Annotated in this window: 10 protein-coding genes and 1 riboswitch; of the genes, 8 read left to right on the forward strand and 2 right to left on the reverse strand. The window is 72.8% G+C overall.

The window, feature by feature from the left end; translation table 11 throughout:
* Window positions 1-45 precede the first annotated feature (45 nt).
* From IF17_RS0127760 to IF17_RS0127775, 4 genes are all read left to right on the forward strand, one after another.
* Window positions 46-1,401, forward strand: a complete 1,356-nt coding sequence (locus IF17_RS0127760) for a M16 family metallopeptidase (RefSeq protein ID WP_030571401.1) — start codon at window positions 46-48, stop codon at window positions 1,399-1,401.
* Between the two features lie 26 nt (window positions 1,402-1,427).
* The gene (locus IF17_RS0127765; protein WP_030571405.1) at window positions 1,428-2,798 is read left to right on the forward strand and encodes a M16 family metallopeptidase; all 1,371 of its coding nucleotides are present in this window, start codon (window positions 1,428-1,430) and stop codon (window positions 2,796-2,798) included.
* A 243-nt stretch (window positions 2,799-3,041) separates the two neighbouring features.
* Window positions 3,042-3,210, forward strand: a riboswitch (cyclic di-AMP (ydaO/yuaA leader).
* 13 nt (window positions 3,211-3,223) lie between these two features.
* A complete protein-coding gene (locus tag IF17_RS0127770) occupies window positions 3,224-4,039 on the forward strand; it encodes a M23 family metallopeptidase (RefSeq protein WP_030571408.1) in 816 nt (271 codons plus the stop codon).
* A gap of 223 nt (window positions 4,040-4,262) precedes the next feature.
* On the forward strand, window positions 4,263-4,970 hold the full coding sequence (locus IF17_RS0127775; protein ID WP_030571410.1) for a GntR family transcriptional regulator: 708 nt from the start codon (window positions 4,263-4,265) through the stop codon (window positions 4,968-4,970).
* Window positions 4,971-5,136: 166 nt separating this feature from the next.
* On the opposite strand, the gene IF17_RS0127780 is transcribed toward IF17_RS0127775, so the two are convergent.
* Window positions 5,137-5,418 (reverse strand): HPr family phosphocarrier protein, encoded by a 282-nt coding sequence (locus IF17_RS0127780; protein ID WP_007449776.1) that lies wholly within the window; start codon window positions 5,416-5,418, stop codon window positions 5,137-5,139.
* Between the two features lie 165 nt (window positions 5,419-5,583).
* On the opposite strand from IF17_RS0127780, the gene IF17_RS0127785 reads away from it, so the two are divergent.
* Genes IF17_RS0127785 through IF17_RS0127800 form a run of 4 tightly spaced genes read left to right on the forward strand, consistent with a single transcriptional unit; the run spans window position 5,584 to window position 10,998 of the window.
* Window positions 5,584-8,463, forward strand: coding sequence for a bifunctional acetate--CoA ligase family protein/GNAT family N-acetyltransferase (locus IF17_RS0127785; protein WP_030571413.1), 2,880 nt, complete (start codon window positions 5,584-5,586; stop codon window positions 8,461-8,463).
* A 41-nt stretch (window positions 8,464-8,504) separates the two neighbouring features.
* The gene (locus tag IF17_RS0127790; protein WP_030571416.1) at window positions 8,505-9,101 is read left to right on the forward strand and encodes a DUF5998 family protein; all 597 of its coding nucleotides are present in this window, start codon (window positions 8,505-8,507) and stop codon (window positions 9,099-9,101) included.
* Window positions 9,101-10,288 carry an alkaline phosphatase family protein gene (locus tag IF17_RS0127795; RefSeq protein ID WP_030571419.1) on the forward strand — a complete coding sequence of 396 codons (1,188 nt, stop codon included), beginning with the start codon at window positions 9,101-9,103 and terminating at the stop codon, window positions 10,286-10,288. The genes IF17_RS0127790 and IF17_RS0127795 overlap by 1 nt, the downstream gene beginning before the upstream one ends.
* 56 nt (window positions 10,289-10,344) lie before the next feature.
* Window positions 10,345-10,998: a thymidine kinase gene (locus IF17_RS0127800; protein WP_030571422.1), complete on the forward strand. Its 654-nt coding sequence runs from the start codon at window positions 10,345-10,347 to the stop codon at window positions 10,996-10,998.
* A gap of 19 nt (window positions 10,999-11,017) precedes the next feature.
* On the opposite strand, the gene IF17_RS0127805 is transcribed toward IF17_RS0127800, so the two are convergent.
* A complete protein-coding gene (locus IF17_RS0127805) occupies window positions 11,018-11,794 on the reverse strand; it encodes a VOC family protein (protein WP_030571426.1) in 777 nt (258 codons plus the stop codon).
* Window positions 11,795-11,797 lie beyond the last annotated feature (3 nt).

Below are 11,797 nucleotides of genomic sequence, written 5' to 3' on the forward strand. Positions count from 1 at the left end.
GGCAGGTCTGGCAGGAAGTCCAGTATCGCGATCGAAGGGACGTACATGCCCATGGGTCACACGGCCACAGCACAGGCCGGCTCCGGCGGCTTGACAGCGACCGAGCACCGCCTGGCCAACGGCCTGCGTGTGGTGCTCTCCGAGGACCATCTGACCCCGGTCGCCGCGGTCTGCCTCTGGTACGACGTCGGTTCGCGCCACGAGGTCAAGGGACGCACCGGTCTGGCTCACCTCTTCGAGCACCTGATGTTCCAGGGCTCGGGACAGGTCAAGGGGAACGGTCACTTCGAGCTCGTCCAGGGGGCCGGCGGCTCGCTCAACGGGACGACCAGCTTCGAGCGGACCAACTACTTCGAGACCATGCCCACCCATCAGGTGGAGCTGGCTCTCTGGCTGGAAGCCGACCGTATGGGCTCCCTCCTCGCCGCCCTCGACGAGGAGTCCATGGAGAACCAGCGCGACGTCGTCAAGAACGAACGGCGCCAGCGTTACGACAACGTGCCCTACGGCACCGCGTTCGAGAAGCTCACCGCCCTCGCCTACCCCGAGGGCCACCCGTACCACCACACCCCGATCGGCTCCATGGCCGACCTGGACGCGGCCACGCTGGAGGACGCCCGCGCGTTCTTCCGTACGTACTACGCGCCCAACAACGCGGTGCTCTCGATCGTCGGGGACATCGACCCCGAGCAGACCCTCGCCTGGGTCGAGAAGTACTTCGGCTCCATCCCGTCCCACGACGGCAAGCAGCCGCCGCGCGACGGCACGCTGCCCGAGATCATCGGCGAGCAGCTGCGCGAAGTGGTCCACGAGGAGGTCCCGGCGCGTGCGCTGATGGCCGCCTACCGGCTCCCGCACGACGGCACCCGCGCCTGTGACGCGGCCGACCTGGCACTGACCGTGCTGGGCGGCGGCGAGTCCTCCCGGCTGCACAACCGCCTGGTGCGCCGCGACCGTACGGCGGTGGCGGCGGGCTTCGGCCTGCTGCGGCTCGCCGGGGCGCCCTCGCTGGGCTGGCTGGACGTGAAGACCTCCGGCGGTGTCGAGGTGGAGACGATCGAGGCCGCCGTCGACGAGGAGCTGGCCCGGTTCGCCGAGGAGGGCCCCACGCCGGAGGAAATGGAGCGCGCCCAGGCCCAGTTGGAGCGCGAGTGGCTGGACCGGCTGGGGACGGTCGCGGGCCGCGCGGACGAACTGTGCCGCTACGCGGTCCTGTTCGGCGACCCGCAGCTCGCCCTGAGCGCCGTGGGACGCGTCCTGGACATCACCGCCGACGAGGTGCGCGAAGCGGCAGCGGCGGCCCTGCGCCCCGACAACCGGGCGGTGCTGGTCTACGAGCCCATCGAGCCGGCCGAGGACGCCGAAGAGGCCACCGACGCGCCCGAGGGGGCGGACAAGTGAGCGACGCCGCCGTGACTGGAGTAGCCATGGAGTACCACCCGCAGCCGACCCCGGGCACCGCCCGGCCGTGGGCGTTCCCCGCCCCCGAGCGCGGCGCCCTGCCCAACGGGCTGACCGTGCTGCGCTGCCACCGCCCCGGCCAGCAGGTCGTCGCCGTGGAGATCTTCCTGGACGCGCCGCTGGACGCCGAGCCCGAGGGCCTGGACGGCGTGGCCACGATCATGTCGCGCGCGCTCTCCGAGGGCACCGACAAGCACAGCGCCGAGGAGTTCGCCGCCGAACTGGAGCGGTGCGGCGCCACCCTGGACGCGCACGCCGACCACCCCGGCGTCCGGGTCTCCCTGGAGGTCCCGGCCTCCCGGCTGGCCAAGGCGCTCGGCCTGGTCGCCGAGGCCCTGCGCGCCCCGGCCTTCGCCGAGAGCGAGATCGAGCGGCTCGTCGGCAACCGGCTCGACGAGATCCCGCACGAGCAGGCCAACCCGTCCCGGCGCGCCGCCAAGCAGCTCTCCAAGGAGCTGTTCCCGGCCACCGCCCGGATGTCCCGCCCGCGTCTGGGCACCGAGGAGACGGTGCGGCGGATCGACGCGGCCGCCGTGCGCGCCTTCTTCGACGCCCACATCCGCCCGGCCACCGCGACGGCCGTGATCGTCGGCGACCTCACCGGTATCGACCTGGACGCCCTGCTCGCCGACACCCTCGGCGACTGGTCGGGCAACACGGCCCAGGCCCGCCCGGTCGCGCCGATCACCGCCGACGACACCGGCCGGGTGGTCATCGTGGACCGCCCCGGCGCGGTCCAGACCCAGCTGCTGATCGGCCGCATCGGCGCCGACCGGCACGAGCGCGTCTGGCCCGCCCAGGTGCTCGGCACGTACTGCCTGGGCGGCACGCTCACCTCCCGCCTGGACCGGGTGCTGCGCGAGGAGAAGGGCTACACCTACGGCGTACGGGCCTTCGCCCAGGTCCTGCGCTCCACCGGCCCCGACTCGGGCGGCGCGGCGATGCTCGCCATCAGCGGCTCGGTGGACACCGAGTCCACCGGACCGGCGCTGGAGGACCTCTGGAAGGTCCTGCGGACGCTGGCGGCCGAAGGGCTGACCGACGCCGAGCGGGAGACGGCCGTGCAGAACCTGGTGGGCGTCGCCCCGCTGAAGTTCGAGACGGCCGCCTCGGTCGCGAGCACGCTGGCCGACCAGGTCGAGCAGCACCTGCCCGACGACTACCAGGCCCAGCTGTACGCCCGCCTCGCCGAGACGGGCACCGTGGAGGCGACCGCGGCCGTGGTCAGCGCCTTCCCGGTGGACCGGCTGGTCACGGTCCTCGTGGGCGACGCGGCCCAGATCGCGGAGCCGGTGAAGGCGCTCGGCATCGGAGAGGTGACCGTCGTCACCGGCTGACGCACCGTCGGTACACACCAGGACGAAGAGGACCCCGGCGGAGAGCGATTCGCCGGGGTCCTTCTGGATTCGCCGGGGCCCTTCTGTATGTCCGTTAAGTGATGCTCATTCCCTTTGCTTGAGAGCGTGCCCATATGTCCTGTGGGATGCGCGACAAATCCCCCTGTCCGTTTGGTGCCGGGAGGCCGCCCCGCCTAGCGTCGGCCCGGCTGTCCGTCACCCGTATGCCGCATCCGCGGCGCCGGGCAGCCATCGCCGAGTCCCCGTCAGGCGCGAGCCTGGGGAGCCGGGGACCCACGCGTAGTCCCTGGGGTGAATCGGATCCCCGTGCCGTGACCCGGCGCGGAGCTCCGTAGGAGACCTTCCTGCTCCGAACCCGTCAGCTAACCCGGTAGGCGAGAAGGAAGGAAAGGATCAGCCCCTCCATGGCGTTCACCCGTGCCACCGGGAAGCACCGTGCCCCGAGCCGCCTGACGCGCCGTAGCGCCCAGGTCGCCGGCATCGCGGCCCTGGCCACCACCGGAGTCCTCGGCTCCCTGGCCTCCCCGGCCGTCGCAGCGGACTCCGAGGCCCCCAAGGCCACCGAGACCGGACTCACCCAGGCCATCGCCCTCGACGCCACGCTCGCCGAGCAGATCGACGCCCAGGCCCGGGTGCAGCACCAGCAGGCCGAAGCGATCGCCAGGGCGAAGGCCAAGGCGGCCGCCGAAGCCAAGGCCAAGGCCGCGAAGGCCAAGGCGAAGGCGGAGGCCCAGCGCAAGGCCGAGGCCCGTGCGAAGGAGATCCGCGAGGAGAAGGCCCGGGCCGCCCGCGCCGCCGAGCGCGCCCGCCTCAACGCCTTCCACCTCCCGGTCGCCGGCTCGTCCGTCACCACCGGCTACAAGTCGGGCGGCGCGCTCTGGTCCTCCGGCAGCCACTCCGGGGTGGACTTCCGCGCCGCCTCCGGCAGCTCCGTCGTCGCGGTCGGCGCCGGTACGGTCGTCGAGGCCGGCTGGGGTGGCGCGTACGGCAACAACATCGTGCTCCGGATGACGGACGGGACGTACACCCAGTACGGCCACCTCTCCTCGATCGGCGTCTCCGTCGGCCAGAGCGTCAGCTCCGGCCAGCAGATCGGCCTCTCCGGCTCCACCGGCAACTCCACCGGCCCGCACCTCCACTTCGAGGCCCGGACCACCCCGGAGTACGGCTCGGACATGGACCCGGTCGGCTACCTGCGCTCGCACGGCGTCAACGTCTGACCCCGCCTCGCGCGACCCCCGCACTCCCGAAGGCCCCGGTTTCCCGCCGGGGCCTTCGGCGTGCGCCGCGAAAGCCCCGTGCCGCGTCACTCCACCCCGACCCTTGGCCAGAAGATATCCATCAATTCCGGCCTGCCATCGGAAATTGCGGCAGATTGCAATAGAGTCACGGAACAGGCGTCGGCCGGCCGCGTTTCGCGGGGATTAAGGCGGAGGTTCGGACATGCGCATTCCCGCGCATTCGGTATGCACGGCAATCCGTGACGACATCGTCTCCGGTGTCTACGAGCGCGGCAGCCGCCTCACCGAGGAGCTGCTGGCGCGGCGGTACGGGGTCTCCCGCGTCCCGGTGCGCGAGGCGCTGCGCACCCTGGAGTCCGAGGGCTTCGTCGTCACCCGCAGGCACGCCGGGGCCTGCGTCGCCGAGCCCACCGAGCAGGAGGCCGCCGACCTGCTGGAGGTGCGGATGCTGCTGGAGCCGCTCGGCGCCGCCCGGGCCGCCCAGCGGCGTACGGAGGCCCACCTCAAGGTGCTCCGCGGGCTGGTCAGGCTGGGTCAGGAGCGGGCCCGCCGGGGTGAGGGGGAGGATCTGCGGTCACTGGGCGGCTGGTTCCACGAGACCCTCGCCCAGGCCTCCGGCAGCCCCGGCCTCATCGCCCTGCTCACCCAGCTCCGGCACAAGATTGCCTGGATGTACGCCGTCGAGCAGCCGGCCCGCCCGGTCGACTCGTGGGCCGAGCACGGGGCCATCGTGGACGCCGTGGCGCGCGGCGACGCGGAACGGGCCAGGGCGCTGACCGCCCAGCATGCGGAACGGGCCGCCGGGGCGCACCGGCTGCGCCGCCCGGACCGCCCCGGCCGGCGCACGGCGCCGCCGCCCCGGGTGAGTTCTTCGCAACACGGCGTAAACATCGCGGGTGCCCGCCATTAACAAGGACGCCGTATACAAAGAGAAGTAATTGCCGAGGGCTTTATTCGTGCTGCCCGAATAAAGTCGGAGTGGCTGATGCCCGGGTGCCGGGAATAACGAAAGAGCCGTGGTCCCCCTCGGGGAACCACGGCTCACAGTCCGTCGCCGTTGTACGGTCTCGGGATCGTCAGACGGTCTCGGGAAGCTCTTCGAGACCCTCGGCGACCAGCTTCGCCAGACGGTCCAGGGCGGCCTCGGCGTCATCCGCGTCGGAGGCGAGCACGATCTCCTCGCCACCCTGCGCGCCCAGACCCAGCACCGCGAGCATGGAGGCGGCGTTGACCGGGTTGCCGTCGGCCTTGGCGATCGTCACGGGGACGCCGGAAGCCGTGGCGGCACGGACGAAGATGGAAGCGGGGCGGGCGTGCAGGCCCTCGGCCCAACCGACGTTTACGCGGCGCTCAGCCATGGTTCTGCCCTTCACATATCAACGGTTGTCTAGACCAGTCTCTCATGCGGTGCGCAATGCTGTGCCCGGCCTCCCTCCCCTCCGGCGACCCCTGGCCGGGGTGGTCCTCAGACTGCCCCGGTACCGATCCCTCCGCGACCGGGACACCGGCCGTAGGCTTTGCCCATGGAGCCCTCGCCGGAGCAGAGTCCGCATCACGCGTACCCCGACCACTGGGAAGCGGACGTGGTGCTCCGCGACGGTGGCACCGCACGCATCAGGCCGATCACCACGGACGATGCCGAACGGCTGGTCAGCTTCTACGAGCAGGTCTCCGACGAGTCGAAGTACTACCGGTTCTTCGCGCCGTACCCCCGCCTTTCCGACCGGGACGTGCACCGCTTCACCCATCACGACTACGTCGACCGGGTGGGGCTGGCCGTCACGATCGGCGGCGAGTTCATCGGCACCGTCCGCTACGACCGCATCAACGACCAGGGCCGGCCCGCCTCCGCCCCCGCCGACGAGGCCGAGGTCGCCTTCCTCGTCCAGGACGCCCACCAGGGCCGCGGAGTCGCCTCGGCGCTGCTCGAACACATCGCCGCGGTCGCCCGCGAGCGGGGCATCCGGCGCTTCGCCGCCGAGGTGCTCCCCGCCAACAACAAGATGATCAAGGTCTTCCGGGACGCCGGCTACACCCAGAGGCGCAGCTTCGAGGACGGCTCCGTCCACCTCACCCTCGACCTGGAACCCACCGAGAGGTCCCTCGCCGTCCAGCGCGGCCGCGAACAGCGCGCCGAGGCCCGCTCCGTCCAGCGCCTCCTCGCCCCCGGCTCCGTCGCGGTGATCGGCACCGGCCGCACGCCCGGCGGAGTGGGCCGCACGGTCCTGCGCAACCTCCTCGCCGCCGGCTTCACCGGCCGTACGTACGCCGTGAACCGCGCCTTCGACGAGGGCCTCGCCACCCTCGACGGCGTCCCCGCCCACCGCTCGCTCGGTGAGATCGACGAGCAGGTCGACCTGGCCGTCATCGCGGTCCCCGCCCACCGGGTCCCCGAGGCCGTCGCGGACTGCGGCGAGCACGGTGTCCAGGGCCTCGTCGTCCTCTCCGCCGGTTACGCCGAGCGGGGCTCCGCCGGCCGCGAGCTCCAGCGCGAACTGGTCCGCCAGGCCCGCTCGTACGGCATGCGGATCATCGGCCCCAACGCCTTCGGCATCATCAACACCGCCGAGTCCGTCCGGCTGAACGCCTCCCTGGCCCCCGAGTCGCCCGCCCGTGGCCGGATCGGCCTGTTCACCCAGTCCGGCGCCATCGGCATCGCCCTCCTCTCCGGCCTCCACCGGCGGGGCGCGGGCCTCTCCTCGTTCATCTCGGCGGGCAACCGGGCCGACGTCTCCGGCAACGACTTCCTCCAGTACTCCTTCGAGGACCAGGACACCGACGTCGCCCTCCTCTACCTCGAATCGCTCGGCAACCCGCGCAAGTTCACCCGCCTCGCCCGCCGCACCGCCGCCGTGAAGCCTGTCGTCGTCGTGAAGGGCGCCCGCCACAGCGGCACCAACCCGCCCGGCCACGCCGTCCCGGTCAGCCGCATCCCCGACGCCACGGTCTCCGCCCTGATGCGGCAGGCGGGCGTCATCCGGGTCGACACGGTGACCGAGATGGTGGACGCCGGGCTGCTCCTGGCGGGCCAGCCGCTCCCGGCCGGGCCCCGGGTCGCGATCCTCGGCAACTCCGAGTCCCTCGGCCTCCTCACGTACGACGCCTGCCTGGCCGAGGGGCTCCGCCCGCGCCCGCCGATCGACCTCACCACGGCCGCTTCCCCGCAGGACTTCCGGGACGCGCTGGCCGAGGCGCTCGCCGACGGGACCTGCGACGCCGTGATCGTCACCGCCATCCCGTGGGTGGGCGAGAACGGCGAGGCCGAGACCGGTGACGGCGAGGTGCTGGCCGCCGCCCTGCACGGTGCCGCGGCCAAAAGCCCCGCCAAGCCCGTCGCCGTCGTCCATGTGGAGATCGGCGGCCTGGCGGAGGCGCTGGCCGCCGCGAGCAGCACGGCCGCACCCCGCACCCGGCCCACGACGCTCGCCGCGCAACCGTCCGGCCCGCCCGCCGCGACCGCTCCCACGGAGAACGCACCCCAAGAAGCCGCAGCAGCCGAAGAAGCCGACCGCACCGAGCGACCCCCCGGCCGCATCCCCGCCTACCCCGCCGCCGAACGTGCCGTACGGGCGCTGGCCGAGGCCGTGAAGTACGCCCAGTGGCGGCGCCAGGCGGCCACCCCCGGCAAGGTGCCCGAGTTCCTGGACGAGACCACCGACGAGCCCGGCGCCGCCGCCCTGATCGACACCCTGCTCGGCGCCACCCCCGACCCGCGCGGCCGCCCCCTCACCCACGACGAGGCCCGCGAGCTGCTGGGCCGCTACGGCATCCCCGTACGCCCCACGCTCCCCGCCCCGGACCCCGAAACCGCCGTCGCGGCGGCCGCCCGCCTCGGCTACCCGGTGGCGCTCAAGACCACCGCACCCCACCTGCGCCACCGCGCCGACCTCGGCGGCGTCCGGCTCGACCTCGCCGACGAGGACGCGCTGCGCCGGGCGTACGGAGAGTTCACCGAGCTCCTCGGCAAGCCCGCCGAACTCCTCCCGGTCGTCCAGTCCATGGCCCCGCGCGGCGTGGACACCGTCGTCCGGGCCTCCATCGACGCCGCCGCCGGGGCCATCCTCTCCTTCGGCCTCGCGGGCGCCCCCTCCGAGCTGCTCGGCGACACCGCGCACCGGCTGGTTCCGGCCACCGACCGCGACGCCGCCGAGCTGATCCGGTCGATCAAGGCGGCCCCGGTCCTCTTCGGCTGGCGCGGCTCGGCCCCCGTCGACACCCCGGCCCTGGAAGAGCTGCTGCTGCGGCTCTCCCGGCTCGTCGACGACCACCCCGAAGTGGTCTCCGTGGCGCTGGAACCGGTGGTCGTGGCCCCCCAGGGCCTCACCGTGCTGGGTGCGAGCGTCCGCCTGGCCCCACCGCCCCCGCGCGGCGACCTCGGCCCCCGCCGCCTCCCGAACTACTGACAGGTCCCAGGCAGCCACCGGCCCCCCGTAGGATGGTGCACATGGCAAAGACCGGTACGACGACCCAGGGGCTGCGCGCGGCGATCGAGCGCAGCGGCTACTACCCGGCCCTCGTGGCCGAGGCGGTCGAGGCCGCCGTCGGCGGAGAGCCGGTCGCCTCGTACCTGGTCCACCAGGAGACCACGTTCGACTCCAACGAGGTCCGCCGTCACGCCACGGTCCTCGTCCTGACCGGGAACCGGTTCATCGTCAGCCACACCGACGAGCAGGCCGCCGACACCAGCTCCCCGACGCCGTACGCCACCACGTCCACGGAGTCGGTCAAGCTCGACCGGATCTCCTCCGTCGTGGTCAGCCGCGTGGTGGCCAACCCGGAGAAGTACGTGGCGGGCACGCTGCCCCGCGAGGTCGTCCTGACCATCGGCTGGGGCGCCGTCTCCCGGATCGACCTGGAGCCCGCCGCCTGCGGCGACGCCAACTGCGAGGCCGACCACGGCTACACCGGCAGCTCCACCGCCGACGACCTGAGCCTGCGCGTCAGCGAGGCCGGGGACGGCCCCGACGCCGTCCGCCAGACCCTCGCCTTCGCCCAGTCGCTCTCCGAGGCCACGGCCGCCACCGCGGCGACCGGCCGGTGATGGCCCAGCCCGCCTGGCAGGACCCGGTCCCGCTCGCTCTCGACACCGCCCCCGTCCCCGCGTACGGCAGCGGCTCGCTCGCCGACCTGCTGCCGACCCTCGCGGCCGGGCAGGGGGTGGAGGGCCTCACCGCCACCATCCCCGAGCTGACGCCCGCCGACCGCAACTGCGTCTTCCTGATCGACGGCCTCGGCTGGGAGCAGATCAAGGCCCACCCCGACGAGGCGCCCTTCCTGCACTCCCTGCTCCCCACCTCGCTGGGCAACACCGGCCGCCCCATCACCGCCGGCTTCCCCTCCACCACCGCGACCTCGCTCGCCTCGGTCGGTACGGGGCTGCCGCCCGGCGCGCACGGCCTGCCCGGCTACACCGTGCGCAACCCGGAGACCGGCGCGCTGATGAACCAGCTCCGCTGGAAGCCGTTCACCGCGCCGAAGGTCTGGCAGCCCTACCCCACGGTCTTCAAGCTGGCCGATGCGGCGGGCGTGCACACCGCGCAGGTCTCCTCCCCGGACTTCGAGCAGACCCCGCTCACCAAGGTCGCGCTCAGCGGCGGCTCGTTCCTCGGCCGGCTCTCCGGCGAGGACCGGATGGACACCGCAGCCCAGCGCCTCGCCGCCGGTGACCGCTCGCTCGTCTACACGTACTACAGCGAGGTCGACGGCAAGGGCCACCGCTTCGGCGTCGACTCCGACGCATGGCGCGGCCAGTTGATGTACGTCGACGGACTCGCCCAGCGTCTCGCCGAGCAGCTCCCGCCGCGCTCCGCGCTCTACATCACCGCCGACCACGGCATGATCGACATCCCGTTCGACGAGCAGTCCCGGATCGACTTCGACGAGGACTGGGAGCTGCGCGCCGGTGTCGCCCTGCTGGGCGGCGAGGGCCGTGCCCGCCATGTCTACGCGGTGCCCGGCGCCCAGGGCGACGTCCTGGCCGTCTGGCGTGAGGTGCTCGGCGAGCAGTTCTGGGTGGCGAGCCGGGACGAGGCGATCGCGGCGGGCTGGTTCGGGCTGACGATCGACGAGCGGGTGTACGGCCGGATCGGCGATGTGGTCGCCGCCGCCCACGACGACGTCGTCATCACGGCGTCGGTCAACGAGCCGCACGAGTCGGCGATGGTCGGCATGCACGGCTCCCTGACCCCCGTCGAACAGCTCGTCCCGCTGCTCGAAGTACGCTCGTAACCGCATTTCTCCGCTGAACGTCTCCCCCTGCCGCTGTGAAAGGTGCTCGACCCCTCATGCCCGAGCTGGTGTTCTTCTCCGGAACCATGGACTGCGGAAAGAGCACGCTGGCCCTGCAGATCGGTCACAACCGCTCCGCGCGCGGCCTCCAGGGCGTGATCTTCACCCGTGACGACCGGGCGGGCCAGGGCAAGCTCTCCTCCCGGCTCGGCCTGGTGACGGACGCCGTCGAGGCGGACGAGGGCATGGACGTGTACGCCCACATCGTCGACCGGGTCAGCCGCGGCGGCCGGGTCGACTACGTCATCGTGGACGAGGCGCAGTTCCTCGCCCCGGTCCAGATCGACCAGTTGGCCCGGGTCGTCGACGATCTGGGCCTGGACGTCTTCGCGTTCGGCATCACCACGGACTTCCGCACCAAGCTCTTCCCCGGCTCCCAGCGGCTGATCGAACTGGCCGACCGGATAGAGGCCCTCCAGGTCGAGGCGCTCTGCTGGTGCGGCGCCCGCGCCACGCACAACGCCCGTACGGTGGACGGCGAAATGGTCGTCGAGGGTGCGCAGGTGGTCGTCGGGGACGTCAACCGGCAGGCGGGCGAGGTCGGTTACGAGGTGCTGTGCCGCCGCCACCACCGCCGCAGGCTCACCGCGGAGACGGCCCGCGCCGGCACCCTCTCCCCGGACGTGCTGCCGGTCGCCGCCGACAGCTAGAGCCCGTCACGCAGGGCGGTTACTCCTCGGACGACCGTACGATCGTGAAGGCCGCGCCCTCCGGATCGGCCACCGTCGCCAGCCTGCCGCTCGCCCCCTCGCGCGGCGGGTGGAGGATGTGCCCGCCCAGCTCCACCACCCGCGCCGCCGACTCGTCGACGTCGGCGACCTCGAAGTACGTCATCCAGTGCGGGCCCCGGTCGCGCGGCAGCGACTGGCCGACGCCGTGCAGGGCGGCCACCGGACGGCCGCCCAGGTGCAGGGTCTGGTAGTCGAAGTCGGCGGAGACCACCGCCTCGGTCTCGTAACCGAACACCGTCTGGTAGAACTTCGCGACCATCGAGGTCTCCCGGGTCACCAGCTCGTTCCAGACGGGGGTGCCGGGGACGCCCGCCGTCATGGTCCCGATGTGCTCCGAGCCCTGCCAGGCGCCGAACACCGCCCCGCCCGGGTCGGAGGCCATGACGAGCCGTCCCGCCTCGCCCGCGTCGAGCGGGCCGACCGCGACCGTGCCGCCGCAGGAGCGGATCACCTCGGCCGTCAGGTCCGCGTCGTCCGTCGCCAGGTAGGTGGTCCAGGCGATCGGGAGGTGCCGGTCGGGCGGCAGCTGGCCGATGCCCGCGACCTCCTTCCCGTCGAGCAGCCCGCGGACGTAGGGGCCCAACTGGTCGGGGCCCGGCCGGAACTCCCAGCCGAACAGGGCTCCGTAGAACTCCTGGGTCGCGTTCAGGCCGTGCACGATCAGACTCACCCAGCAAGGTGTTCCGGGCGTGCGCCGGGCAGCAGCCTCGGTCATCGT

Source organism: Streptomyces cyaneofuscatus (genome assembly GCF_000718135.1).
GTDB classification, from domain to species: domain Bacteria; phylum Actinomycetota; class Actinomycetes; order Streptomycetales; family Streptomycetaceae; genus Streptomyces; species Streptomyces cyaneofuscatus.

Coding starts and splice junctions, on each gene's coding strand:
- IF17_RS0127795 (WP_030571419.1), top strand. CDS start 9,101: ATGGCCCAGCCCGCCTGGCAGGACCCGGTCCCGCTCGCTCTCGACACC.
- IF17_RS0127785 (WP_030571413.1), top strand. CDS start 5,584: ATGGAGCCCTCGCCGGAGCAGAGTCCGCATCACGCGTACCCCGACCAC.
- IF17_RS0127790 (WP_030571416.1), top strand. CDS start 8,505: ATGGCAAAGACCGGTACGACGACCCAGGGGCTGCGCGCGGCGATCGAG.
- IF17_RS0127780 (WP_007449776.1), bottom strand. CDS start 5,418: ATGGCTGAGCGCCGCGTAAACGTCGGTTGGGCCGAGGGCCTGCACGCC.
- IF17_RS0127805 (WP_030571426.1), bottom strand. CDS start 11,794: ATGACCGAGGCTGCTGCCCGGCGCACGCCCGGAACACCTTGCTGGGTG.
- IF17_RS0127775 (WP_030571410.1), top strand. CDS start 4,263: ATGCGCATTCCCGCGCATTCGGTATGCACGGCAATCCGTGACGACATC.
- IF17_RS0127760 (WP_030571401.1), top strand. CDS start 46: ATGCCCATGGGTCACACGGCCACAGCACAGGCCGGCTCCGGCGGCTTG.
- IF17_RS0127765 (WP_030571405.1), top strand. CDS start 1,428: ATGGAGTACCACCCGCAGCCGACCCCGGGCACCGCCCGGCCGTGGGCG.
- IF17_RS0127800 (WP_030571422.1), top strand. CDS start 10,345: ATGCCCGAGCTGGTGTTCTTCTCCGGAACCATGGACTGCGGAAAGAGC.
- IF17_RS0127770 (WP_030571408.1), top strand. CDS start 3,224: ATGGCGTTCACCCGTGCCACCGGGAAGCACCGTGCCCCGAGCCGCCTG.